The organism is Flavobacterium sp. LM4 (assembly GCF_002017935.1).
In the GTDB taxonomy this organism is placed as follows: domain Bacteria; phylum Bacteroidota; class Bacteroidia; order Flavobacteriales; family Flavobacteriaceae; genus Flavobacterium; species Flavobacterium chungangense.
This window is the reverse complement of record NZ_MUFW01000001.1, coordinates 1,177,323-1,199,315: the sequence shown is the minus strand read 5'-3', so window position 1 is coordinate 1,199,315 and position 21,993 is coordinate 1,177,323. Positions and strand designations below refer to the sequence as shown.

The window sequence follows — 21,993 nt, the reverse complement described above, 5'->3', positions numbered from 1 at the left end:
AAAATTAGTGAGCAACCCAAGTAGTACCATTATAGATTACCGGGCAAACTGTTGTTCCTCCACCATTAACGGGTTGCAAATAAGCAGGTGAGGCAGCATCGCTAACAGTCGCATACACGAAGTAACCAGGTGAAACTGGTAAGGTATCTACTGTATACACAGGTAATTCAACAGGATTAAAGTATTTGGCTTTATTGACATGAACATCTAATGCATTGCCGTATATCTCAACCGCTTTGCCAGAGCCCGCTGATAAACTTGCTATACCGGTTGGGTCTATATGAAACTGACCTCCAGTACCCGCATTATTATCCAAATACAATCCTGCTCCTGATACATACATCGGATAAGTATTAGACCTTGCAGCCAAGCCCTGTGATTCAAGTGTAATAAATGCTCCACTTTTAAGAGATAGAGGAGAACTTACACTAGCATCACCTATTTGCACACCGGCACCAGTACTATTCTTAATAACAACGGGACCACTACTGGAATTTAATTCAATACCGCCCGATTGTGATTGTAATGAAATTTTACCGGTACTATCTGATATGTATAATTGATTTAGTGCACCACCGCTTATAAATTCAAATTGATTCGCCTTTGCATAAAGTTTACTTTGAGTTACAAGGCTTAATGTATCATTGGCTTTTAAATGAACATCGCTTTGAGATGTTATCTTTATGTTTTGAGATGCTTCTATATTAGCCGTCCCATTTTGTGATTTTAAATTAACCCCTGCCCAGCCATCAATATTGACCTTATCTCCCCAACTCTTAATATTCATTGGTAGATTACTTTGATTGTCAATATCTAAACCAGTTACAGACCTCAATTCAACTACTCCGGTCTGTAATTTCAGATAATTTCCGTAAGCTCCTTGTACGTAAACACCCGAATTTCGACCAAGCAAATTAATAGGATATGAATTTCCCCTATTGTCAAGAACTAAACCATTTGCACCAATATTCAGGGCACCATATCCAATATTAGACATTTCAACTCCAGTATTATCTAATGAAAAACGTCCATTTGGACCATTAACGGCAAAAACATTAGATATAGCGGTAGTACCTTTGTCTAAAGTTTGTTGTAAATCCTGAGAACCCCCACCGCCTGAAAACTCACTTCTTGGCACAAATTTTAAAATCTTATCAGCTCCACGCACGATTACACTATCTGACTTTGAAGTACTTACCGGGACAGAATTTAATTCTAACGGCTTAGCAAAATAAGTCGTCGAAATTGTCTGAGCCGATAAATTGAATGTGACGGCCAGCGCTAAAAATAAAAGTAATTTTTTCATATTTTTTTGTCAATTAGTATTGTTTCCTAAGTTTGACTTGTTTGAGTATTTATTCATAAGATGATTTTAGCATTTCGTCACCACCATTCCAGTTTCCACTAACCAAAGAACCTTCAATCCATCCCACGCAATAATCACCTATAGCTTTTACTTTTTGATCTCCTTCAGGACTTGTTTTAAATACCTGTACCTGACCATATGGAATAATTCGGGTTAGTGCTACCAGCTCGGGATGCGCATTTAAATCTTCTTCATGCGTATTAAAGTTTTGTACATGCGTATCAAAAGCCTCCTTATCGGCTTTGCTATTCAATAGTTCCGAAAGTCCTTCAATAGATGTAGGTGGTATTACATCATACTTGTGAAAATAGGACTCCTGCCACGCCCAGAACTGTTCTTGTGGCGGTTTAAGGCCGTTTAAAAACCAGTTTTTTAATATGTTTTTTTCTGTAACTGCCATGATTTACTTTTTCCAGATTGCTATATAATTGATTTTAGAAGTTTCTCTACTCTCTGAATTATTGCAAGTAACCCTAATTCTGTCAGTTCTTAATTCATAATGACACCACATGGTATCGTCTACATTTACATCTCCGGCAAATGCTACTTTCGCAATGCTAGGCATAAATGCTTTTAAATTATCCATCACAAATCCATCAGGAGGTAAAATGTCAGCATAGTTTTTACTGAAATCATACTCATTAATTCCAGTTTGTCTGTTGGTTGTTGTTAAAGTTCCGGTCTGGTAAAATTCCTGTAGGTTTTTCTGAGCACCTGTTTCGATTGTAAGCATTTTGGTATAAACAAGTGCAAACGCATTCGACAAAGCATCAAAGGAAGTCTGATCTGCTTTGCCTTCCAGGGCTTCTTCAATTTCTTTGGTTTCTTTTGGTTTTGTAAAATCAGCCCAATCGATAGAGCCTATTCCTGATCCAAATGTTACGTAACGAGTTCTAATAACTGTTTTAGATTCGTTGTTTTCAAAAACAAGGTTTTCCTTGTCTTCTTTGATAATGACTTTGCTTTGAACGATTCCGCCTTTAAAAAAGAAAACTTCCCCATTTACATAAACAACACCATCATCAGCGGTTGAACCAGTAATGTTGCAACCATAAAGAATTGTTTTATCTCCGGCAATTCCTCCCAGACCATTAAAAACGGCTGAAATTTTTTGCAATTCGTCCAGTATTCGTGTGGTCATTGGAAAACCGCCTACCTGATTTACATCGAGTTTATTCATTATATTGCTATTATTTGATATGATTTTCCGGCTAAGACATAAAATTCAATCTTAGCCTCTATTTCGTTTAATATTGTGTTTACAAGCTCTTGCGGTACATTTACTAAAAAATCTACTTTTGAACCTGAGTAATTGAAGGCCGGTTCTAACCACATTATTCCAAGATAAACAGGTCTGTTTTCGGCTTGTGTATAAATATAATCCTGTGTTTTATTGACAGTGTTCGTAATTGTTATTCTCCTATCTTCTTTGTCAAAAGCATCATTCAGAGCACCACGCAAATAACATTTTTGTGAATTGTATCGTAGCTTTTTCAAATTCTCTTCCCGCATTCGGGACCATTGATAATCCAGATTTTTAACAGGAGAAATCAATACTTTTAAATACCCAAATATTACTGGCTTTCTTAGAAATGTTGGTAAAAGCAATAATATCAGTTTGTTCCAATCTACCTTATACCACATAACTCACACCTTTAAAATCGGGAACAGTAAAATAACCGCTTGCCGGAATCGTTCTCACTGTGATAGGTTCCGGATCTTTGTATTCTCCTGTATTAATATCAATTATCTGAGATTCGGCATTTACGATGTTCGGGATTCTTACACCTTCTACAGCTTTCAGCTTTGTTTCAAGATCAAAAAGAACCAACTCACCATTAAAAGGCAGTTCTTTCATATATTCTAAAATTGCGTCTTCAACAGGATAGGTACCACCACCATCAGGTAATATTCTCATTCCGTATTGATCTAAAACCAATGGATCACGGAATATTTGTAAAGTCAATAATAAAATATCCGGCTCATTGTTTACTACTATATAGTTAACACCAGCGTCTGTAATTTCATCAATATAGAAATCGAATGCTTCCTTTTGAAGTTCATCAAGTGGCTGTAAAACTCCTTCGTTTTCGGAAGCAATTTTTATCAGCAATTGACCGCCATTTTTAGTAACAGCACTGTATTTTACAATTTTTGACTCTTCAATTATATCTTCACTAAAACCTGTGTTATCGTATTTATCTGTGTCAGTAATCAAATCAAAGCCATACTGAAACGCCAAAGCTTTAGAACGATACCAGGAAGGACGATGTGGAAATTTTTGTTCGATAACGTCTTCCACTTCTTTTTTGTGCGTGTCAAACAATTTTTCTAACAAAACATGAGCATAGGAAACGATAAAAATGAATAACCTGTAAATAGCGAATTTACTGGTTGAATTCAATTCAGCTAAATTTTGATCAGCCGAAACTGCATCTAGCATCTGTTTTTGTATTACTTCGATATTTCTTGCCATTATGATACTATAAAAGTTGTGTTTATTGCCATTGTACCTATACCTAATTCTGGTATAATATTGCTATCTAAGTTGGTAAAACCTGTAGCAATTATTTGTTTTTTGTTCGTGAAATATTCAACGATTTGTGTGTCCAGTAATTCACTTTCCGGAACTTCAATTATGTTACCTGGTATTGGATCATCAGTAATTGAAAAACCATTTTTAAGAGCAATATCGAATGCATAAACCGGAGTCCCTATGTTCTGAATTGCTACATCAAAAAAAGATTGATTATGTAAGATTTGCTTTTGCATTGTCTTTAAGTATTCGGTTTTCTCGCTTTAATTCGATTATTTCCTGTTGTTGTAGTTTAATCTTTCTGTCTTTTAGTTTTAGTTCCTCTTCCAGTAATGAAATTTTCCGATTCATCAGATTTTCAAATTCTATGTATCGGGTTTCATATCTGTTTTTGAGATCATCAAGAATTTCTTTATAATGTCCTGATAACCTAATATCATTTTCTATGGCAGTTGTTTCGGCATTTTCTTTTGCCTGCAATACATCAACTTGATATTTTGACCTTGTAAAAAGAAATGTAAAAAGACCGGTACCGCCAATAGCAGCCAGAATTGAAGAAATAAAAACTAAAATATCATTCATTAAACGTCATTTAAAAACTCATTAAATCTATTTTTTACAGCCGTAAACTGTGCTGCATTTACTAATGTTGTTGTATTACCTGCACCTCCTGTAGTTGTAACCAAAAAACTCATGTTCTCTACAGCGGTTAATAAATCCGAAACCAAACCTTTGAGGGTTTCATTTTCCTTTTTCAATAAAAAGCCCGCTTCAGTAATTTTAAACTGAACTGTGTTAATTTGAAGATCTAAACTTTCTATCTCGGAGTAAGATTCAACATATAATCTTTTGATATCCTCTTTTATTGGACTAACCAGAACAGAACTGCCAACACTGGGGAACAAGAAAAATTTATTTTTATTTCCATCAATTACCGACGATAATTGAACATCTGTGTATTTTATTTGATCATCTGATACCACACAGGTTCCTTGTTTTTTATCAACCGAAATCACATTTCCCGGAAATGTATCAACATCCCGCTGCATAAGTTTTCTAAATGCGTCTTGTATCTTTTTATCCATTACAAACGTTTACCAATTATTACTGTTCTTGTTTCTCCACCAGTCCCAAACGTTTACCAATTGTTACTGTTCTTCTTGCCCCACCAGTTCCAAACGATGTGACTACTTTTTTAATAAAATAATCTCCCTCACGTTTAGGGTGCTCACTGTCAATAAATTTTGCTTTCATACCTCTTGTCGCAAATGGAATTAAGAAGCTTTTTACATCGCCATCAAAACCATCATACTTTAGCTTTTCAAGTTCAGTGTTTGCCATTTCTTCAAGCTTTTTCATGTCTGAAATGACAGACGTATGATACTCTCTTTGTTCACCGTCCAGATCTCCAACTTCAATACTTTGACGTTTGTTTTGCTTGTCGATGTATGTATATTTAATTTTAATTTTTCTGTCTTCCTTGCTTTTAAATTCAAGGTTGTTTTCGACAACGTTAAAATTCAGATTATAGACGGCAGTTTGTCCTATGTTGGTGAGTTGCTGTAAACCACAATACAGTTTACCTTCATCCGTAATAAAAACAGACATCAACAAATCTTTTTTAAGACTTTCTAAAACTTGCGCTCCATTAGCATTTGTTATAATCCATTTGTTTAATTCAACATCATCAACAGGTTCTGCCAATTGAAGCGGAGTATCTTTTACAACTTCTTCAAGAATTTCTTTCATCGTTGTTTTCTCCCATGTTTTGGTAATACTTTTTCGTCTTAACAACCAAATTGCATCTTCGCAATGTATTTCAAGCGGTATCTTAGGATTAATTTTTTTTACGTAGCCTGTAAATTCAACACCTGAATACTTACCCTCATAGCCTAATGTAATTTTTACCGGATCATTGACCTTGATTGCGTTTTCAGTATATTTTTGCTCGCCATTTTGTTTTACTTTAAATCGTGCCGGTAGTTTAATAATGGCTGTGTCTGCCATATCTTCGACCGATTTTGTAATTACAATTTCATTTACAGCATTAAATATAAAATCGCCTATTTCAACCTTTGCTTCGAGTATAAACATATTCCAACAGATTAATTTTAGTTTGGGGTTGTTGATCCCTTTTCATTTAAATCGGCAAAAAAATCAGTATCAGAAATCGCCTTAATGCTATATTTTTGCAGCCCTGATTCGCCTATCATTTCATCAAACTGGATATCTTCGATTACTAAGCGTCTAATGCCGAATAGCTCAAAAAAGGGATTTCCTTCAATTTCAAGAGCATCGTTAATATTTGTCAGCTCATTTAATAATTTTACCTGATCTGCAGGATATATTTCAGGAGCAAATTTGTTAATACAAACCCCTTTGATTGATATCACATAATCATCAGTATTTATGTATTCCTTAACCGTTCCTTTTTTATACTTTCCAACCGTTACAGTTTTTACAATTGTTTTGGTAAGTCCTATTGAAACTAACGGTTCATTGGGTAAAACAAACGCTATTCCTTTATGAGACAATATTAGTTTCATGAAATATTTTGCGCCTAAAAGCTGACTTGAGTTTATAGCACTCAAATCAGGCAAACCATATTTTTTTTTGTTCATTTTCCACCATTCGGGAAAATGTGGGCCGGTATAATCCAACGCAGCCCTTACAAGTACTTCCTTGATATTAAATTGTGCCATTAGTCCGTTTGCATTTGATTTACACTGTTGACAGCTCTTAAGATCATTTCCTGAACTTTTTCGCCTAAGTTTTCGATTCCTTTTTCGGTGCTTTCAACAAAGATTTTAGTATCGTCCTGAAGCTTTTGAATATTGATTGTTAAGTGAGTCATTTTAGAACCTCCGGATACAATCGAATCAGATTGACTTTTAATATCCTCGCCTTTGATATTCTTGCTTTTGTCAGCTCCGGCAGTAAGTCCTTTTTTCTTATTTAAATAATCGTCATAAGCTCCTGTACCGCCATCTTGTTTTGCTTTGGCATTACTAAACCTGTCTTTTAATTCCTGGAAATCTCTTTTAATTCCGTCGCTATCAACTTTAATTCCTACCTGGCTAAATTCATTTCTGGCTTTGGCATAATTATCATTCCTTTTTTTGTTAAGGTCTGCAAGTCCCTTTTTTCGGGCTTCCATCTCGCTATTAATCTGAGTAATCATTTTTTGATTCTCAGATGAATCACCCATACCAACAGCTTCCTTAAACCTATACCAGCTTAACTTAATCTTATCAATATTGGTCATTAAAGTATTAACCATTAATGCAAAATTGTATTTTGCAGTATCTGTAAAAGCCTGCCACAAAAACTGAGCTCCTTTAACCGTATGACTCCAGCTTTCTCCCCAGCCACTTGTGTATTTTATGACCATTCCAATAACCATGATTAAAGCCATAACACCAAGAACAGTCCATGTAAGTGGACTAACCAACATCAGAGCGCTTTGAACTCCAATAGCGTTGTTCCATAACCACCATAAAGCAGTTAGAATCATAATTTCTTTGGCAAAAGGCGTTAGAATGTTGACAATAGTTGTTAACCCGGTAGTCAACCAACTAATACCAACCAAAACACCGGTCATTATACTACCAAAAATTCCAAGAGCTTCACTAGCATAATTGACTCCCAATGCAGACTGTATAAATCCCCTAAAAGCGGTTACAACAGGGTCAATCATTTCAAAAAGGATTGAAAACCATTCTGAGACATAAGCAAGGTTATCACTTAGAAACTTCAATCCGGCAGTCATAAGCGTAATAACTGATGTAAAGATTCCGCTAGCTTCTCCACCAACCTGAAGAAGAAATTTATTCCACTGTTTATCAAGAGCTTCGATCTCTTGTCCAAGTGTTTTAGATGTAGATCCTTTATTAAATTTCTCATACTCAAGCCGGGCTTCAATGACCTTCTTGGTAAATGACCAAACAGAATCAAATATGTTCCCAAAAACATCTTCAAATACTTTTGATTTCTTTGCAGTTTCAATAAGACCTTTGGCGAAAACCTTAACTTTATCATAAGCCTGACCAACTGAATTAGCAATCTGTTTTAAGCCACTACTGGCATAATCTTTTATCGTTACAATAAATTCGTAGGCTGTCATAATTATTTATGTTTGAGAATTTTGTTTCTCTTTGGTTCTTATAAAATGCAGGTTTTGAATTTCCTCACACCAGGCAGAATCGCTTAGTTTTTCGGGTTTTCGAATGTGCATGTAGTATTTTAAATAGGCATCAAACAGCCTTATGTATATGTAAGGTTCTCCTTTTTTATTAGTTTTTACTAATTCAAAAGATGAGGCGTCATTGGTGTCAATGACTGCCTCATCTAAAGCTTTTTTAGCATAGCAATTTTTTTGTTCTGTAACTTTTCGATTGCCTGATATAATGGAAATCTAATAACAGCGTTGTCTCTGTCATTGAAGACCGCATCTTTTTCAAGAACTACTACATCAAAAAGTTTTTCCTGGGTTACAAAAGGTTTTCCGCTTGGATTTTTCTTTTCTGCCAGTTTGATATCATTACGGGTAATGCTTCTAATTTTGCATTTAACATCACCAATAGTAATAATCGAATTATTACCTTCAGTTTCGATTTCAGCTTCATCAAAATTGAAGAAATCCCTCATTTCTTTTCGGGCTGGAAAGAAATAGTCATCATTGGTTTTAATTTCGTCATCACCACCAATAAATAAAACATTGATCAATTCCTCTCCAAAGGCTAAATCACCATCGTTTGTCATGGCTGTAAAAGCTCTTTTGAAATCTTTCATTTTTGGCTCACGTAAATAGGCGGTTTTATCTTCAACTGGTAATGCGTAAACACCTCCGTATTTTTCTTTCCAGTCGTCAATTTGTTTTTCGTCTACTACTCCTTTTTTTAAATCTGCTTTGTTCATTTTTTGTTTGTTTTTAAAAAAGCCACTCTTTTAATTTAAAGAATGGCTTTTCGGATTTTTGAATGTTTCAGTTTTTATTGTTGATGTTTAATATCCAGGAAAACGATCGGTAATTCTACAAGCATATTTTGATCTCCCTGCTTCATCCCTTTTTTGTATTCTTTAACCTCGCAACTTGTTAGTACATCGGTAATCGTTGCACCTCCATCATTTGGTGAAAAACTCCAAATGATATCAAAGTTCAAAGCCAGAATATCATTGTTGGGAGCATCTTTGATCATGGCCTCAACTTCACTTTGCCACAATGTAATTTTACCTTCACAATCTTTGTTACCTCGGGTAATCATATGACCTACAGATCCACGACCACGCAAAACTGCTTTTTCTTGTTTAACTGTGTATTCTACTTCTTCAATACCTTCGATAATTCTACCGCCTAAAGCAATAGAAATATCATTCCACGAATAATTTTTACTACTATAATCTGCCATTACTCTAATGTTGTGGTAAATCCTATGTTTACCGTTATGAAATCTGCATAACCAACTGGCAATAATTGAAGCTCAACGTTAACATTGTTGGTAACTAAAACATTTTGATTTTCATCAATAAATGCTTTAACACCTGAAAGTTTTCCAGCTTCAACCATAAGCCCGCCAATTTGACGCTCAATTGAATTTTGCCATGTTTTAATAATTGTCGGGTGGATTGTTCCGCTTGCTGTAACCGGAACCTCATCTGAAAGCTCCTGCACCAATGTAGCGTAAGCAATCAAAACAGCTTCGTCCATCACCAAACCACGAGCAAGACTATTGAAGTCATCCGTTGATTTAGTTAATGTTTTGTCTCCTGTAAAGAAGAAACCGGATTGACTTGCAAAACTTCTTAAGAAAATATAATTCTTATTGTCAATAGCATCCCAGGCAGCATCCAAAGTAAATACTGGTTCACCATTTGTAAAGTAAGCTGCAAGAGGCTCAACAGCTCCATCTTTTACACGGCTAATTTTTCGCTGTGTCGGAATACTCGCTAATCTTCCCAAAGCCAAACCAATTGATGCCTCTTTTGAACCGTCAACGTTTGCAATCAAGATTGATACTTTGTTGTAATCAGTTGTAGAATAATCCTTAAGATTTGCAACTGTACCGTCGAATTTGTTTCCTGAAATTAGAATACGTACCGGAAAGTAACGGTCACTAAAATCTTCTGCTAATGCCTGAGCTTTAACAACAGATAAATGCACATCGTTATCAAGACCGTTTGTAATAGTTTCAGAAGTTCCAGACTTCTTTAAAAGCCCTAAAACCCTGATTTTCCCCTGTGCATCTGATAACAGTTTCTTTGCAAAGTTTTTAGTTAAATCGGCCTGGTCTTCTAAAGTAACTGTTGAAGCCACCAGCATAAACCAAAGTTCAGCTCCTTTTTTTGCTTCAGCATAAAAGCTCTTTATCTGGCCATATGCAAATGCATTTGTTCCAGTTTCTTCGATACCAAGATTAACAGCTTCTTCGAGTGAAAAAATTTGGTACGAATTTCCCACTGTAACTTTGTTGGCACCGGTAACCGTTGCACCGGTCAAAACAAAGCCTGGGACTTTTTGTGTGTCGGATTGTAATAACCCTAAACCATTGTTAGAGATATTAAATATTATATTTGGTAAACTCATATTATTTTAAAAAAATTAATTATTAAACAAAGTGCAAATCCAAGAATAAAGGCAATAAGCAAATTCCAAAATGTAAAACCTGATTGAATCTCTGCTTTCGATTGATCTGTAAGCTCTTTTAATCGGTATTCTTTTTCCAGCCTGGTTTTTATTTTAGCTGCTATTGCTAAACTGTCACATGTTGCTGTAACATAAATAAAGTCATGGACAACTTTTATTTTTGCAGTTGCATTCCCATTCTTTTGGGTGTATATTTTAGGTGTTTCAACCTTATTTTTAGATGTTTCAACCTCATTTGAATCAGGTTTAAACATTAAGTCTGAAATTGGTATTTTTAAACTTGTTTCTGACTTTGGAGCGTAAATAATTGTGTCTTTATAGCTCACAATATCTTCTTTTGTTGTTTCAATAGTTGTATCAACTTTTTGGGTTTCCTGCCGTTTAGAACGGCAGGAGCTCAAAAAGCAAAAAACAAGTACAAAACAAATCAGTAAAAATTTAAGTTTTATGTTTTTTCTTTGCATCTCATCTGTTATAGATCTTTATATTCCTTTAAGGCATCAAAACTCGGACAAGCTTTTTTAACTTTTGGGAAATCCCTGTGTCCTTGAATTTTTGCAAGTGGAAATTTTATTTTTAATTCTTTTAGCTTTTTTAAAAGCGATGCTTTTTGCGCCGGTGTTCTGTTATCAATCGGAACGTTGTTTTCATCTACACCTCCTATATAGGAGATATTAATCGTTTCACTATTGAATCCTTGTACACCATTTGAAACCTGTTCTATTGGTAATAATTGAACAATTTCGCCATCAGGTTTAATAATAAAGTGATAGCCGGGCATTTTCCAGCCCAATTGCTTTTGCCAATAGCTTTGAATTGCGCTAATGCTCGTTTTTTGAGAAGTTGCCGTACAATGCACCGCTATATACTTCATATTTCTTGGCATAATTATTCTTGTTTTTAGCTTGGTAATCTTTTAGAATATCTGTAATTGATGCTACTCGTGTATCCGTCTATTCTCTTGATAGAACCCTGAATTTATATCCATTAACATTTTATACAAAATCTTCTGTCATCAGCAATAGTTTTATGTATTTCTGATTGTTTGATGAGGCAAAATTGAAGCGTTTTTGAAGCAAAAAAAAATAACCTGCCAATGGTTGTATGACATTAAAACAAATATTGTATCAATTTTTTACAAGCATTGGAGGATAAATTTTTAGAGCCCTATTATATATCGAATTTTGCTCCATGACAGATATACTTTTAGACACAACAGGAGATTTAGATATCCAAAACGGTGATATCGTAATCGGTTATTCTGATAACCAACACCAAGAGCATATTTTACTTGCAAACAAAGGAGAGTACAAAGAATTTCCAGAATTGGGAGTCGGCATTGACAGGATGTTAAATGAAGATGATTTTTTACCTTTTTTGATTGAAGCTAAAAAGAACCTTGAATATGACGGAATGAAAATCAATAACATCAAGTTTGAAGAAAACGGCAATCTAAACATCGATGGTTATTACAAATAAGAATAAAGACAGGCTTTTATTTGGATACGCTCTAAAGAAAGCAATACAAAACCATTGATAGATAAACCAAAAACAACACGCAGAGTATGACACCACGTAAAGAATTATTTATAAAAGTAAAAGAAGAACTCGCAAACATTCCCGAGTTAGAACTTATCGATTTACAGCGACAACAGTTTGGTAATGGAAAGGAAAATTATCCTGCTTATTACACTGCTGCATTAATTGAAATCAGGTCGATTACCTGGACTTTGATGGTCGAACAAAAGCAGGAAGGGAAATGTGTTGTTGCTGTTACTTTTTACTGCAAAGACGGCTGGATGGAACATTTTTATAGCTCAGATCCTGAAAACGCATTAATCGAAATTGACATTCTTGATAAAATCGTCGAACAATTGCAAAATTTTCAAGGTGAACAGTTCAAACCTTTGAATCATGTTAATGAAGAACCTGGAGAAAAAGGCGAAGAAATCATGAGTTACACCCTTTTATTTGAAACCTCGATTTACAGATCAGTAAATTCAAAATACACTTATATAAAAAATTTGAATGCCAGTGTAATTTTTTAGAGAAATCAGAAATGAGTCAGGGATGTTTTTAAGAATAAAAACTATAAATAAAAGGGTATTGTTTTTATAAAAAAGGAAACCTAATTGTTATAAATCAAACAGGCGTTTAGTATTGCTACTAAACGCCTGCTTTGCCCTACCCGTAAGTCTGACTATACAAATAAAAATTTATTATACTTTATAAAAATTGAAATAATGTTGGCTGTACAGATTCTGCTGCCTTAGCATTATCATTGTAGACGCCTTCGAATTTAATGATAGCCTCAATAGTTCTGTTAGATAAAAAGAACCTGTCGGCAACTTCTTCAATGATAGCATCAATACGCCACTTCGGATTTTTTACCTGTAGATCATAAAAAAGCTTTCTCACTTGGTTGTTTCTTTCGGTAAGTCTTTCATTGCGTGTCATAGTGGCAAAAATATAAATTTTTTCTACATAAAAAAAATCCACTGTGTGGGTTTAAATTTTACGATATAAAAAATAATCTTCTAAAACCAAAATACCATCTTTGATAATAGAATAAACTGCATTTTCCTTACTAGATCTATTATCATCATCTGTATAATAAAAAACAAAACTGAAATTTAAAAATCTATCTGCAAGTGGATAAAATACAACCATTTGTTCCTTTTTTTCTTTTTCTATTTTTCTATAGTGAATTAATATTCGGGTATTATCTAATGCAATTATTTCATTACTGCTACCAGGACCAGTATTTAATTTATCAAACATGATATCAACATATTCTGTTGTAGTACCAATAGTATGTGCTTTTTTATCTATATAGATTTCTACATATGGAACTCCATTAGAAACAAAAGAACCATCCTTTTGTTTTATATATGATTTTTGCATTTCTTGATTTTGGGCTATAAATATTTTATGATTTTTGATTCTAATAATTGAGGCGGGTTGTGTGCCATTAACTAAAAGAGTGTCTTTTGCAAAATCCTGAGATTGTGCCGAGATTGATAAAAACAAATAAGTAAGCAATAGTAGTTTTTTCATTTTAAGAATTGAATTATTTATAAATAAAAATTAGTTGAATGATAATTACACCAATAGGATTATAATCCTGTAGTTTGGAGCTTTATTTATTCCTATTTTAAAACATTATTTGAAGCCATAAAAAAACCACTTTTTACAGTGGCTTTGGGTTTCTAACCTTTTCGTTTTTGGAAATATGCTTTAAATTCTTCTATTGATTTAAAGGTATTATTTGTAACCGTTATATAAGGTTGGCCTTTGTTAAAATAAAATTTTGCAACATCCTGACCTGTCAAAAGTGATACATCTGAATTGCCTGCAGGAGCTGTAAAGTTTATACTTGTTTGCCAAAAATTAACAAAAAAAGAAATAAGACGGCGTTCTGATCCTGTAATTTCTAAAGATTTAATTGTATAAATATCGTCAACTTTTCCAATGCTGTAATTAAAAACAAGAGTTTTATATCCTGACTGCGCTAATCTATCAGTGTAGGTTATTGTGTAAGATCCACCATCATAAAGCAATTTACTATCATCGCTTTTTGTCACAACCATACTCATTCTATAAGTAAGAAACTCACTGATATTATTTGTAATGTAATTCATATCAAAATAAGTTATTTGACTTGTAAAAGTAGCAGGGTTATCTACAACATGCTTTGCCGGATAGTAGGGTGATACTTCCTGAGATTGTGCCGAAATTGATAACAACAAATAAGTAAGCAATAGTAGTTTTTTCATTTTGAGAATTGAATTATTTATAAATAAAAATTAGTTGAATGATAATTACACCAATAGCATTATAATCCTGCAGCTTTGGGGTTCTTTAATTTTTCATATTTAAACCTCATTAGCTCGTTTAAAAAACAAACATATAAAAAATAAGTAATTACTGCCAAAATTATTTGATGCTTGTTCTGTGTTTTTGCATTTTATGGAAGAAACTTTCTGTTCAAATCAGTTAATTTTAGCTGATTGAAAATATCAGATTGAAAAACTTAACAAACAATAATTCCATTAATTTTTAAACTGACAAGAAAAAGAAACGGCTCATTAATGAGCCGTTTCTTTTTCTTGCGATAATCAAATTACTGGTCCCACCACCGCTGATTTATATATACTTCAGCATAAAGAAAGGGCGAGTTTTGCTTAGTTTTTTCTTTTATAAATTCGGGGGTTTTTAAGAAGATCTTTATTTTATCAGCCTCCTTTAATTTAAGGAATCTTTCATTTGCAAGTTTCTTCTTTGAAAGTGGATTTGATGGATATAATTTCCAAAATGCAGCGAAGGATAAATCTGGCTCACCAACTTCTACAGTTGTAGTTTTATAAAGTTTCGACCAGGCTTTTATATGCTCTTCTTTCCATGGAAATTTACCATCCAGATAAAGAAACTTTTCTTGTTTTGGAGTTAGGTTTCCTTCCAGTACATTAAAGAAGATTAAAATACCGTTTAAATTGTATTTAAACTGCCATATATCGCCCGACTGCATTTTTACGGTGTAGGTTCTAACAAGGCTCATTTTATATAATTTCTTTTAAATTGTAGTAGATCTGAATACCCATTTCTTTAGCTCTTTTAAGCTCTACTTTTGCTCCTTTACTATCAACATAACACGGCACCATAAAAATAGCATCACAAGATTCTAAAGCTTGCAAACACATTTCCATAGCAGTGTGCCAATTCTCATTAACATTATTCACTACTTCTATTGGATTCACAACATCGAAACCTTTTCCTTCTAGTTCGATTTGCTTTTTTTTAAATTTATCTGTTGTTGGTTCTGGCAACTCTCCGGTTACTTTTCCGGCAATGTATATGGTTTGATTCATTATGCTAATTTTTGATTTAACAGGTCAATTGTGTTTTGAATTTGAAGCCTTATATATTTATCTTCAACATATTTAATCTGATCCAGTAATATGATTTCTAACATATCGGCTTCGTGATGTTTAAATGTTATTTTTAATTTCTTTTTACTATCAAACAAGGTGGATTGTTTTTTTAGAAATCCTGTTTTTGAATCCATTTTATTAGTAATATCTAAAGCAATTGAAAACATTGATTTCTCCTTTCTTGTTATAGGGTTGGTGTTGTAAACAGGCTGTAGGGTCGCCGCTATTATTACAAATGTTTCTGGTGGAAGTTTTAGATCTATTTGCATTTTAGCATTCGGTTTTAGGTTCTGTTAATTCTTTTTCGCAATCACAGCAAACAATTACTGTTGTTTCGCATCCGCATACAGCATCTAATACTTTGATTTTCTTTTCTCTGTGAGAACAATTTATTTGCTGAATATCCATTTTACTGATTGGTTAAGTGCGTGAATAACTTTACTGGTTTCTTCGTAGTTCATTTTCTTTAATGGCTTTTTAACAGGCGATTTTGTTTTTAAAAAATGATCTAAAACGTCAAGATCTGCAACCTCTTTTCCATTCACTTTTTTAGTCCATTGTGCTATCCTTAGAATTGCTAAAATTGACATGTGCTGGGCATTTTTTTTGTCAAATTTTGACCATAGATCTTTTACATGTTCTTTTAAACCAAGCTGTTTTAAAATCCTATTCGCCTGGTCGAAAGTCAAATCATTTGTAGAGGTCCTTTTTTCATCTGCCGTAGCCCATTGCACCCATTCTTCCTTTGTGTCTTTATTGGGTGTGTGTATGGCAATTAATCGTTTTTGGTCTGATGTTGCCATTGTAACAATTGGAGTGATTGACGTTTCCATAATATGACTGATTTGTGTAATAGTTGAGATTATTACTGATTATGGTAATATTGATACCGGATACAAAACGTTAGATTATATCCGGTAAACTGAACTACTTGCCGAAATTCTGTTTAAGAAGTGTTTTAATCCTAAATTGCAGCCATTCGTTAAAAGTGGCTATTTCCTTTCGGTTGGTTATGATGAGTACAATAACCAATACTATAATTGTACTAAGATTTGACTGGTTCATTGTAAAAATTGAATTTGTAGTTTTTTGTAAAATCAACAGCACTTAATGAAAGCGGTACTGCTGTTTTTGTTCCGTCATCATTTATCACGGCTGCTTCACAAAACCAAACTGATTTTTTAGGTTTATAGGCTTTGGAAATTATATCAACACCATCTGTAAATTCTTCGCTATTAAAGTCCTTTGTTAATTTTTGAAGCTCTAAAACACGGTTACTTTTTAAATTACCTTTTGCATCTTTTTTCAATAAATTGAATACCATTCTTACCAATGCAGCTGTTTCTTTGTCTTTCGCTAATGATGAAATGAATTTTTCAACTTTGGCAATTCCGGCATTTACAGTATCGTCCCAGGCATCATTAATTCGATAGCCAATGGTAATCTCTCCTTTTTCATAAGAAAAAGTATGTGTCATTTGTTTCTCCTTTACACCATATACATCAGCTTTAAGTTTTAAAACATTTTCGAAGTATTTAAAAGCTTCTGTTTTAGCTATTGAAAGAAGATCTGAAGCTTGCAACAATAGATGAACAGCTTTAGGTACTGTTTGCTCCACTATTTCCTTATAGGCTGTACGATCTTCTTCTTTCCTTGATTCTGCTTTCGCAAGTGCAGCTCTTAACTGTTCCGGGCTATAATTAGATAAATCCAATAGGTTTAAACTTTGATTTGATAATGTTTGAGTATTCATAATGATATTTTTTTAATGATTAATAGTATTGTCTCTTAAAGGTTTTTAGCCAGTTGGTTTGCTTGATAATAATTACACAGGTATTTATTTTATCTTCTATTTTATCCGAAACCTTATAATTTCGAACTTGCTTTTTATCAATCTCACCTTTTTTATAGGAAAGGAAATCCCTTATTGCAGCTCGTTCCTGACTTAAGCAAATTTTTTCACCATCTGTGAGGATCCCTCGTTTTCGGTATTGGATTTCGCCTTTAATCTTTACGGGGACATCCTCAAACAAAAATGAATTTATGATGTCTAAAAAATCTAAGCGCGCTTTGGCTTCTTGGTCGCTAATGTTTGAGTTTATCATTTTTCTTTTTCTAAGAGTTTGTTAATAACATTGTTTAAATCTGATTGAATCTTTATCCTGTCTGGATGGTTAGGATTGTCGGTTAACCATTGTTCTAATTCAGCCTTTTTGTTTTTTAATTGGTTTTTAGTTCGCATAATAAGTAGGTAGTGTTTTAGTAATTTTAATTTCTTCTTTTTGTACACTTACTGAAATAGCATCTATTAAAGGTTTTGGATAAATCGTATTCATTTGATTGATAAAACCGAAATAGTGATACTCTAAACTATTGGTGTGTAGCGGCAAATGAGGCATTGCTTCAATAAACCTTGCTTCTATTTTTTCATACTCTGCATACCACCATTTAGCAATGCCATGATTGGCTAATAACTGTTGTGAATGATTTATAGTTTTACCAAATTTTTGACACCAACACCAAAATATTTGAAATAATCTTTCATCATATTGCTCTGATGTTAACTGTAAATGATCGATAATTTTGTTTTTGTTATTCATGTTTTTTGACGTTTAAATAATTTCTCTCCAGTATTTTGCTGCTCTCTCCGGAAAAATGGCAAAATCTTCACCACCACCGTTTAACCTTCCATCAGGGAATAACTTAAATCCCTCAACCCATAATTTCAAATCAACATCATATCTTATATCGTCTGCCAAGGCACCTTTAGGCTCTTTTCCCTTTGCCTGCGAAATCCAAACAATACCTTTTCCTTTCTTTAACATCAGTTCTTTTAGTTGATAATACTGTACTTTGTTAATCCTTGTGTATTGAACCGAATCGACAAAAAGAAAGTCTGGTGATTTTGGTTTACTCATTCTGATAATCAATTCATCAAAGGGCTCACGATCTAATAAGACAAAAGAGTTTCCGCAAGTATCCATGTGATTTCTGACAAGTGCGTTTTGAATTGTTGCAGATAATCCTTGCTCTAAAGAATCATAGGCAACTTTGCCAAAATTGGTCAGATACTTTGCAAATTTTATTGCAGCTTCTGTTTTACCCTGACCAGAACCACCAAATATGATTGCCGAAAAAGCTTTATCGGGTGTTCCTAATGTATTTTTCCATTCGCCAGTAAATTCTAAGGGATTGAATTTTTTTGAAAGAACGTTTGATACAGAGTAGGCTCTATTGATTTTCTTTGTCATGCTTTTTTATATTTCTCAAAATAGTTACATCATCTACATTGAACTTGCGGTCTATTTGTGTTTTGGATTTTCCTACTTGCAGCAATTCGATGATTTTGGGAATGTCCTCATGTTTTAACTTCTGTTTCCAATTACCCACACCACTTGAAGCACCTTCTTTCCATTCTAAATTTGAATAATGATTGTCAGAAAGCTGATTTATTTTGCTTACTCGTTGTCCGGAATGCTCTCTCAATCCGTTCCATGCCTCACAAATCAATTTTGTTACTGAATGGGCTTTATTGAGAAAGTTTACCTTTAGTGTTGGATTTTTCCTGGTTTTATCGTTTTCAAAAGGTTTTAATAAAACATCATTGTAGTATATCTCTGTACCATTTTCACTGATTTTGAGATTTTCTATTATAGGGTGATAGCGAAAATCCATTATGATGCTCTTTTGTGTGCATAAATCAATCTTCTAACTCGTCTTACATCGCCTTCGCAGTCTTTTGATATGGTTCGAATCATTAAGGTATCCTCTAAACCATTTGCAACACATATATTTTGAACATCACTGTAGCTTGTGTTTTCAAGTTCAATAAATCTTAGCCCTACACGACTGTAGATTTCTCGATACCCTTTCTTTTCTGTTGCTATACCTCTCCTAATTCTTTTTTCAAGGAAGTGCGTTGCCATAAGAACAATACCACAATGATTTTCAAGCTCGTTATAAAGAGTAATGAAAAACAGAAGCACATTATCAGCCAGTTTATCAGCTTCATCTAAAATGATCATTGGAGATTCTAAAGAATTTAAATGTAAAACCACTTTATACATCATTTCTGGCATTGTTGAACCAGCAAACTCTTTACCCATTTTTCCCAACAATTCACGCAAAAACCAGCGTTTGTCCCAATATTCGTTACAAGACAATAGAAAGGTGTTTTTATTTTCTGATTCGTATTTTTTGGCTGTTTCTGTTTTTCCCGATCCTGCTTTACCTGTGATAGCCATTACCATTGAAAACTGTTGACTTTCGCTAAAGAATTGTAACAAATCTTTCGAATTACGAGTTTCTGCATAATTCCATTCATTAGCAGAAAGGCCAACATATTTGGCAACTCTTCGCCACATTTCAGCAGCAATTAAATCCCAATTGTGATTTCTCATTTGTGATAATGTAGCAGGTGATACTCCCGGCATGTCGGCAGCAACTTTATTTGCTGAACCTTTTTGTATAATAAATTTTTCTAATACTTCTACGATTTGAATTTTGTCTTGATGTGTCATTTTTATAGGTTTAATAAGAGTTTAAATATTATTTAAAGAGTTTAAAATCTGGAATAAAAGCCGTTTGAATCAGTTGCCATTTGTTCTTCTTTTGGTAAGTGCCCCTGAAACTTAACCATCAATTGCTGTTCTTCGATTAGGCTTTCTCTGTTAATACCTGTACGCTGAATTAATCTTTCGTATGCCTCATGATCTCGTTTTAATTCCTGATCCCGAACAGAAACATCCTGGAGTAATAATGCCTTTGAATTACCTTTCATTAGAACCGGAATTGATTCATGCATTCGTTTTGATTGTGCATAGGCTACAAATCTTTTTTCTCCTGAAGATGTCAATTCATACAATCCGACAAACTCATCCAGTCGTTCAGGGTCATATCGAACAATTAAACTTTCCCCAACATATTTCTGTCTAAAATTCAAATCAACATTATTGGTTTCATCATACACTTCGTAGAGATAGTCTTTACCTTCAACAGTAAGAGGCATTCCGTGAGCATAGTATTTTTTAACTTTCGTTTCATCAATCCAAAACATTGAAAGCTGATCCATAATGTTGATTTCTTCACGGTGTTCAGTTTCTTGATTATACATTTCAGTTCGGCTGTATTCCCAATCTTCTTGTTTTCCTGCATTCCATTTATTAATTAATGCTGTGAATATTTTATTGAATTCGTCAACGGTTGGCAATGCATTCTTGTACTCTACAATAAAGTCAGTGTTAGGCTTATTGGTTGCTGTTCTTACTTTGATGCTTTGTTTGTCCGAAAACCACATTTTAGATATAACTTGCTGTTGTAACCTGTTAAAGATTTGTTCTGCCGGGCTTGACTTTCTGCCTGCTTTATGGCTATAATGTGCACCACCTTTCGCAGGAAGCTTATCGTATAAATTCTGCATGCGGTTCGAAGTGTGACCAGATTGTTTATCATAAGTGAACAAAAACGGACGACAACCTGATTCATTAACAGCCATTTTAATAGCTCTAAAGTGCGATGCGTGATTTTCAGAATAGGCTATATCCCAACCAATAATTTTTTCGCTATACACATCAAAAACAACATTTATTTTTAATTCGGCTGCCATTCTTTGCTTATTGTTGGCAAAATGAACCAAATCCAGTTTAGTACCGTCAATCGCCCACCATGCATTTGGAAACCATTCTGAACGTTTACGTGTAACTGTATGGCCAAAATGTTTCATATACTCATCCTTACCGTCACGGGCCAACATCCAAATACGTTTTTGCTCTGTTTTATCGAGCCATGCACCGATTGCTCTTTCTGATAAAGTTTTCCATCCTTTAGATTCACGAACTGATTCGTAAATTTTCAAAACCTCGCTAATTGTGTACTTTACAGGAAGGCAATACTGCGAAAGAATAAAATCGGCTACATCCTCGACAATTTTAGAAGGATTTGAGTTTAACCATTTCCCCGAAACGATAGCCCCATAACCATCGTGTTCATATTTTTGAATAGCACGTTTAAATGAAACCACGTTTTTATAACGGGTATGCATCCACGTTTCAGGCAAATTGCTAATTGCTTCTAACATTCTTTCCCACATTTGTTTTTTACCTCCAAAACGTTTTTGAACTACTACATTTGTTGCAATATGTTTGACAGCATTGAACATAATTGCCTGATGGGTGTACTCTTTCTGTTTTTCCTCAGGCAAATGCAAACCATTATCTAAAAGATAATCTCTAAAGTATTGCTCAGCTTTATGATCCCATTCCATATAATCACCAAAGACAATGTTTTTTACTGATGCGTAAGGATCAATACCTTTTTCACGAATTATCTTTTTAAAACGGTCAGGAATAGATTCATAAGCGACCAATGCCTTGCGGCCATTACCACCAATGGTTACTTTTTTCATTTTTCCGGCTGAACACAAGTATTTGTAGTTCGACTCGGTCATTATTCCCTCAGAATAAAGCCATGAGCTTACTACACATAACTTGTTGTGTTGATACTCAAACATAGAATCCGA

At 33.9% G+C, this 21,993-nt stretch carries 32 protein-coding genes; 2 read left to right on the top strand and 30 right to left on the bottom strand.

The features are described from left to right. Positions 1 to 4 precede the first annotated feature (4 nt). The 16 genes from BXU10_RS05465 to BXU10_RS05390 form a co-directional block, all read right to left on the bottom strand. The gene (locus BXU10_RS05465) at positions 5 to 1,306 is read right to left on the bottom strand and encodes a hypothetical protein (protein ID WP_078226454.1); all 1,302 of its coding nucleotides are present in this window, start codon (positions 1,304 to 1,306) and stop codon (positions 5 to 7) included. Positions 1,307 to 1,355: 49 nt separating this feature from the next. Next, positions 1,356 to 1,766 carry a hypothetical protein gene (locus BXU10_RS05460; protein ID WP_078226453.1) on the bottom strand — a complete coding sequence of 137 codons (411 nt, stop codon included), beginning with the start codon at positions 1,764 to 1,766 and terminating at the stop codon, positions 1,356 to 1,358. Between the two features lie 3 nt (positions 1,767 to 1,769). Further along, entirely contained in the window at positions 1,770 to 2,546 is a 777-nt protein-coding gene (locus BXU10_RS05455) for a hypothetical protein (protein WP_078226452.1), read from the bottom strand. Then, the gene (locus tag BXU10_RS05450) at positions 2,546 to 3,010 is read right to left on the bottom strand and encodes a hypothetical protein (RefSeq protein ID WP_078226451.1); all 465 of its coding nucleotides are present in this window, start codon (positions 3,008 to 3,010) and stop codon (positions 2,546 to 2,548) included. The genes BXU10_RS05455 and BXU10_RS05450 overlap by 1 nt, the downstream gene beginning before the upstream one ends. Further along, entirely contained in the window at positions 3,000 to 3,842 is an 843-nt protein-coding gene (locus tag BXU10_RS05445) for a hypothetical protein (protein WP_078226450.1), read from the bottom strand. The genes BXU10_RS05450 and BXU10_RS05445 overlap by 11 nt, the downstream gene beginning before the upstream one ends. Beyond that, on the bottom strand, positions 3,842 to 4,138 hold the full coding sequence (locus BXU10_RS05440; RefSeq protein ID WP_031457098.1) for a hypothetical protein: 297 nt from the start codon (positions 4,136 to 4,138) through the stop codon (positions 3,842 to 3,844). The genes BXU10_RS05445 and BXU10_RS05440 overlap by 1 nt, the downstream gene beginning before the upstream one ends. Then, positions 4,116 to 4,484, bottom strand: a complete 369-nt coding sequence (locus BXU10_RS05435; protein ID WP_078226449.1) for a hypothetical protein — start codon at positions 4,482 to 4,484, stop codon at positions 4,116 to 4,118. Before BXU10_RS05435 ends, BXU10_RS05440 begins: the two co-directional genes overlap by 23 nt. Further along, a complete protein-coding gene (locus tag BXU10_RS05430) occupies positions 4,484 to 4,987 on the bottom strand; it encodes a hypothetical protein (protein ID WP_078226448.1) in 504 nt (167 codons plus the stop codon). The genes BXU10_RS05435 and BXU10_RS05430 overlap by 1 nt, the downstream gene beginning before the upstream one ends. A gap of 19 nt (positions 4,988 to 5,006) precedes the next feature. Next, positions 5,007 to 5,996: a late control protein gene (locus BXU10_RS05425; RefSeq protein WP_078226447.1), complete on the bottom strand. Its 990-nt coding sequence runs from the start codon at positions 5,994 to 5,996 to the stop codon at positions 5,007 to 5,009. Positions 5,997 to 6,013: 17 nt separating this feature from the next. After that, on the bottom strand, positions 6,014 to 6,604 hold the full coding sequence (locus tag BXU10_RS05420; RefSeq protein ID WP_078226446.1) for a DUF6046 domain-containing protein: 591 nt from the start codon (positions 6,602 to 6,604) through the stop codon (positions 6,014 to 6,016). Beyond that, positions 6,604 to 8,025 carry a hypothetical protein gene (locus BXU10_RS05415; RefSeq protein WP_078226445.1) on the bottom strand — a complete coding sequence of 474 codons (1,422 nt, stop codon included), beginning with the start codon at positions 8,023 to 8,025 and terminating at the stop codon, positions 6,604 to 6,606. Before BXU10_RS05415 ends, BXU10_RS05420 begins: the two co-directional genes overlap by 1 nt. A gap of 224 nt (positions 8,026 to 8,249) precedes the next feature. Beyond that, positions 8,250 to 8,819: a hypothetical protein gene (locus BXU10_RS05410; protein ID WP_078226444.1), complete on the bottom strand. Its 570-nt coding sequence runs from the start codon at positions 8,817 to 8,819 to the stop codon at positions 8,250 to 8,252. Positions 8,820 to 8,893: 74 nt separating this feature from the next. Beyond that, the gene (locus tag BXU10_RS05405; protein WP_031457091.1) at positions 8,894 to 9,310 is read right to left on the bottom strand and encodes a hypothetical protein; all 417 of its coding nucleotides are present in this window, start codon (positions 9,308 to 9,310) and stop codon (positions 8,894 to 8,896) included. Beyond that, positions 9,310 to 10,485, bottom strand: a complete 1,176-nt coding sequence (locus BXU10_RS05400) for a DUF2586 family protein (protein ID WP_078226443.1) — start codon at positions 10,483 to 10,485, stop codon at positions 9,310 to 9,312. The genes BXU10_RS05405 and BXU10_RS05400 overlap by 1 nt, the downstream gene beginning before the upstream one ends. Continuing rightward, on the bottom strand, positions 10,482 to 10,871 hold the full coding sequence (locus BXU10_RS05395; RefSeq protein WP_123921952.1) for a hypothetical protein: 390 nt from the start codon (positions 10,869 to 10,871) through the stop codon (positions 10,482 to 10,484). The genes BXU10_RS05400 and BXU10_RS05395 overlap by 4 nt, the downstream gene beginning before the upstream one ends. A 146-nt stretch (positions 10,872 to 11,017) precedes the next feature. Then, a complete protein-coding gene (locus tag BXU10_RS05390; RefSeq protein ID WP_078226441.1) occupies positions 11,018 to 11,431 on the bottom strand; it encodes an N-acetylmuramoyl-L-alanine amidase in 414 nt (137 codons plus the stop codon). A gap of 305 nt (positions 11,432 to 11,736) precedes the next feature. On the opposite strand from BXU10_RS05390, the gene BXU10_RS05385 reads away from it, so the two are divergent. Beyond that, a complete protein-coding gene (locus BXU10_RS05385; RefSeq protein ID WP_031457087.1) occupies positions 11,737 to 12,024 on the top strand; it encodes a hypothetical protein in 288 nt (95 codons plus the stop codon). A gap of 86 nt (positions 12,025 to 12,110) precedes the next feature. Continuing rightward, on the top strand, positions 12,111 to 12,593 hold the full coding sequence (locus tag BXU10_RS05380) for a hypothetical protein (protein ID WP_035136924.1): 483 nt from the start codon (positions 12,111 to 12,113) through the stop codon (positions 12,591 to 12,593). 178 nt (positions 12,594 to 12,771) lie between these two features. Here BXU10_RS05380 and BXU10_RS05375 read toward each other — a convergent pair whose 3' ends face one another. From BXU10_RS05375 to BXU10_RS05310, 14 genes are all read right to left on the bottom strand, one after another. After that, the gene (locus BXU10_RS05375; protein WP_078227916.1) at positions 12,772 to 13,002 is read right to left on the bottom strand and encodes a hypothetical protein; all 231 of its coding nucleotides are present in this window, start codon (positions 13,000 to 13,002) and stop codon (positions 12,772 to 12,774) included. A 51-nt stretch (positions 13,003 to 13,053) separates the two neighbouring features. Further along, positions 13,054 to 13,602, bottom strand: a complete 549-nt coding sequence (locus BXU10_RS05370; protein ID WP_078226440.1) for a hypothetical protein — start codon at positions 13,600 to 13,602, stop codon at positions 13,054 to 13,056. Positions 13,603 to 13,754: 152 nt separating this feature from the next. After that, positions 13,755 to 14,321, bottom strand: coding sequence for a hypothetical protein (locus tag BXU10_RS05365; RefSeq protein ID WP_078226439.1), 567 nt, complete (start codon positions 14,319 to 14,321; stop codon positions 13,755 to 13,757). Positions 14,322 to 14,668: 347 nt separating this feature from the next. Continuing rightward, positions 14,669 to 15,103, bottom strand: coding sequence for a hypothetical protein (locus BXU10_RS05360; RefSeq protein WP_078226438.1), 435 nt, complete (start codon positions 15,101 to 15,103; stop codon positions 14,669 to 14,671). A 1-nt stretch (position 15,104) separates the two neighbouring features. Beyond that, positions 15,105 to 15,413 carry a DUF4406 domain-containing protein gene (locus BXU10_RS05355; protein ID WP_078226437.1) on the bottom strand — a complete coding sequence of 103 codons (309 nt, stop codon included), beginning with the start codon at positions 15,411 to 15,413 and terminating at the stop codon, positions 15,105 to 15,107. Continuing rightward, positions 15,413 to 15,745 (bottom strand): hypothetical protein, encoded by a 333-nt coding sequence (locus BXU10_RS05350; protein WP_078226436.1) that lies wholly within the window; start codon positions 15,743 to 15,745, stop codon positions 15,413 to 15,415. Before BXU10_RS05350 ends, BXU10_RS05355 begins: the two co-directional genes overlap by 1 nt. 120 nt (positions 15,746 to 15,865) lie before the next feature. Next, positions 15,866 to 16,309 carry a hypothetical protein gene (locus BXU10_RS05345; RefSeq protein WP_078226435.1) on the bottom strand — a complete coding sequence of 148 codons (444 nt, stop codon included), beginning with the start codon at positions 16,307 to 16,309 and terminating at the stop codon, positions 15,866 to 15,868. 212 nt (positions 16,310 to 16,521) lie between these two features. Further along, a complete protein-coding gene (locus BXU10_RS05340; RefSeq protein WP_078226434.1) occupies positions 16,522 to 17,229 on the bottom strand; it encodes a DUF3164 family protein in 708 nt (235 codons plus the stop codon). 19 nt (positions 17,230 to 17,248) lie between these two features. Beyond that, positions 17,249 to 17,581: a hypothetical protein gene (locus tag BXU10_RS05335; RefSeq protein ID WP_078226433.1), complete on the bottom strand. Its 333-nt coding sequence runs from the start codon at positions 17,579 to 17,581 to the stop codon at positions 17,249 to 17,251. A gap of 126 nt (positions 17,582 to 17,707) precedes the next feature. Then, positions 17,708 to 18,076: a hypothetical protein gene (locus tag BXU10_RS05330; protein ID WP_078226432.1), complete on the bottom strand. Its 369-nt coding sequence runs from the start codon at positions 18,074 to 18,076 to the stop codon at positions 17,708 to 17,710. A 12-nt stretch (positions 18,077 to 18,088) separates the two neighbouring features. After that, the gene (locus tag BXU10_RS05325; protein WP_051872957.1) at positions 18,089 to 18,727 is read right to left on the bottom strand and encodes an ATP-binding protein; all 639 of its coding nucleotides are present in this window, start codon (positions 18,725 to 18,727) and stop codon (positions 18,089 to 18,091) included. Next, positions 18,708 to 19,151 carry a hypothetical protein gene (locus BXU10_RS05320; RefSeq protein ID WP_078226431.1) on the bottom strand — a complete coding sequence of 148 codons (444 nt, stop codon included), beginning with the start codon at positions 19,149 to 19,151 and terminating at the stop codon, positions 18,708 to 18,710. Before BXU10_RS05320 ends, BXU10_RS05325 begins: the two co-directional genes overlap by 20 nt. Further along, positions 19,151 to 19,996 (bottom strand): AAA family ATPase, encoded by an 846-nt coding sequence (locus BXU10_RS05315; protein WP_078226430.1) that lies wholly within the window; start codon positions 19,994 to 19,996, stop codon positions 19,151 to 19,153. Before BXU10_RS05315 ends, BXU10_RS05320 begins: the two co-directional genes overlap by 1 nt. A gap of 41 nt (positions 19,997 to 20,037) precedes the next feature. Next, positions 20,038 to 21,984: a hypothetical protein gene (locus tag BXU10_RS05310; RefSeq protein WP_078226429.1), complete on the bottom strand. Its 1,947-nt coding sequence runs from the start codon at positions 21,982 to 21,984 to the stop codon at positions 20,038 to 20,040. Between the last annotated feature and the right edge of the window lie 9 nt (positions 21,985 to 21,993).

What these genes read in the sequence shown, in the direction of transcription:
- BXU10_RS05465 (WP_078226454.1), bottom strand. Translation starts at nt 1,306, where the DNA reads ATGAAAAAATTACTTTTATTTTTAGCGCTGGCCGTCACATTCAATTTA.
- BXU10_RS05460 (WP_078226453.1), bottom strand. Translation starts at nt 1,766, where the DNA reads ATGGCAGTTACAGAAAAAAACATATTAAAAAACTGGTTTTTAAACGGC.
- BXU10_RS05455 (WP_078226452.1), bottom strand. Translation starts at nt 2,546, where the DNA reads ATGAATAAACTCGATGTAAATCAGGTAGGCGGTTTTCCAATGACCACA.
- BXU10_RS05450 (WP_078226451.1), bottom strand. Translation starts at nt 3,010, where the DNA reads ATGTGGTATAAGGTAGATTGGAACAAACTGATATTATTGCTTTTACCA.
- BXU10_RS05445 (WP_078226450.1), bottom strand. Translation starts at nt 3,842, where the DNA reads ATGGCAAGAAATATCGAAGTAATACAAAAACAGATGCTAGATGCAGTT.
- BXU10_RS05440 (WP_031457098.1), bottom strand. Translation starts at nt 4,138, where the DNA reads ATGCAAAAGCAAATCTTACATAATCAATCTTTTTTTGATGTAGCAATT.
- BXU10_RS05435 (WP_078226449.1), bottom strand. Translation starts at nt 4,484, where the DNA reads ATGAATGATATTTTAGTTTTTATTTCTTCAATTCTGGCTGCTATTGGC.
- BXU10_RS05430 (WP_078226448.1), bottom strand. Translation starts at nt 4,987, where the DNA reads ATGGATAAAAAGATACAAGACGCATTTAGAAAACTTATGCAGCGGGAT.
- BXU10_RS05425 (WP_078226447.1), bottom strand. Translation starts at nt 5,996, where the DNA reads ATGTTTATACTCGAAGCAAAGGTTGAAATAGGCGATTTTATATTTAAT.
- BXU10_RS05420 (WP_078226446.1), bottom strand. Translation starts at nt 6,604, where the DNA reads ATGGCACAATTTAATATCAAGGAAGTACTTGTAAGGGCTGCGTTGGAT.
- BXU10_RS05415 (WP_078226445.1), bottom strand. Translation starts at nt 8,025, where the DNA reads ATGACAGCCTACGAATTTATTGTAACGATAAAAGATTATGCCAGTAGT.
- BXU10_RS05410 (WP_078226444.1), bottom strand. Translation starts at nt 8,819, where the DNA reads ATGAACAAAGCAGATTTAAAAAAAGGAGTAGTAGACGAAAAACAAATT.
- BXU10_RS05405 (WP_031457091.1), bottom strand. Translation starts at nt 9,310, where the DNA reads ATGGCAGATTATAGTAGTAAAAATTATTCGTGGAATGATATTTCTATT.
- BXU10_RS05400 (WP_078226443.1), bottom strand. Translation starts at nt 10,485, where the DNA reads ATGAGTTTACCAAATATAATATTTAATATCTCTAACAATGGTTTAGGG.
- BXU10_RS05390 (WP_078226441.1), bottom strand. Translation starts at nt 11,431, where the DNA reads ATGCCAAGAAATATGAAGTATATAGCGGTGCATTGTACGGCAACTTCT.
- BXU10_RS05385 (WP_031457087.1), top strand. Translation starts at nt 11,737, where the DNA reads ATGACAGATATACTTTTAGACACAACAGGAGATTTAGATATCCAAAAC.
- BXU10_RS05380 (WP_035136924.1), top strand. Translation starts at nt 12,111, where the DNA reads ATGACACCACGTAAAGAATTATTTATAAAAGTAAAAGAAGAACTCGCA.
- BXU10_RS05375 (WP_078227916.1), bottom strand. Translation starts at nt 13,002, where the DNA reads ATGACACGCAATGAAAGACTTACCGAAAGAAACAACCAAGTGAGAAAG.
- BXU10_RS05370 (WP_078226440.1), bottom strand. Translation starts at nt 13,602, where the DNA reads ATGAAAAAACTACTATTGCTTACTTATTTGTTTTTATCAATCTCGGCA.
- BXU10_RS05365 (WP_078226439.1), bottom strand. Translation starts at nt 14,321, where the DNA reads ATGAAAAAACTACTATTGCTTACTTATTTGTTGTTATCAATTTCGGCA.
- BXU10_RS05360 (WP_078226438.1), bottom strand. Translation starts at nt 15,103, where the DNA reads ATGAGCCTTGTTAGAACCTACACCGTAAAAATGCAGTCGGGCGATATA.
- BXU10_RS05355 (WP_078226437.1), bottom strand. Translation starts at nt 15,413, where the DNA reads ATGAATCAAACCATATACATTGCCGGAAAAGTAACCGGAGAGTTGCCA.
- BXU10_RS05350 (WP_078226436.1), bottom strand. Translation starts at nt 15,745, where the DNA reads ATGCAAATAGATCTAAAACTTCCACCAGAAACATTTGTAATAATAGCG.
- BXU10_RS05345 (WP_078226435.1), bottom strand. Translation starts at nt 16,309, where the DNA reads ATGGAAACGTCAATCACTCCAATTGTTACAATGGCAACATCAGACCAA.
- BXU10_RS05340 (WP_078226434.1), bottom strand. Translation starts at nt 17,229, where the DNA reads ATGAATACTCAAACATTATCAAATCAAAGTTTAAACCTATTGGATTTA.
- BXU10_RS05335 (WP_078226433.1), bottom strand. Translation starts at nt 17,581, where the DNA reads ATGATAAACTCAAACATTAGCGACCAAGAAGCCAAAGCGCGCTTAGAT.
- BXU10_RS05330 (WP_078226432.1), bottom strand. Translation starts at nt 18,076, where the DNA reads ATGAATAACAAAAACAAAATTATCGATCATTTACAGTTAACATCAGAG.
- BXU10_RS05325 (WP_051872957.1), bottom strand. Translation starts at nt 18,727, where the DNA reads ATGACAAAGAAAATCAATAGAGCCTACTCTGTATCAAACGTTCTTTCA.
- BXU10_RS05320 (WP_078226431.1), bottom strand. Translation starts at nt 19,151, where the DNA reads ATGGATTTTCGCTATCACCCTATAATAGAAAATCTCAAAATCAGTGAA.
- BXU10_RS05315 (WP_078226430.1), bottom strand. Translation starts at nt 19,996, where the DNA reads ATGACACATCAAGACAAAATTCAAATCGTAGAAGTATTAGAAAAATTT.
- BXU10_RS05310 (WP_078226429.1), bottom strand. Translation starts at nt 21,984, where the DNA reads ATGTTTGAGTATCAACACAACAAGTTATGTGTAGTAAGCTCATGGCTT.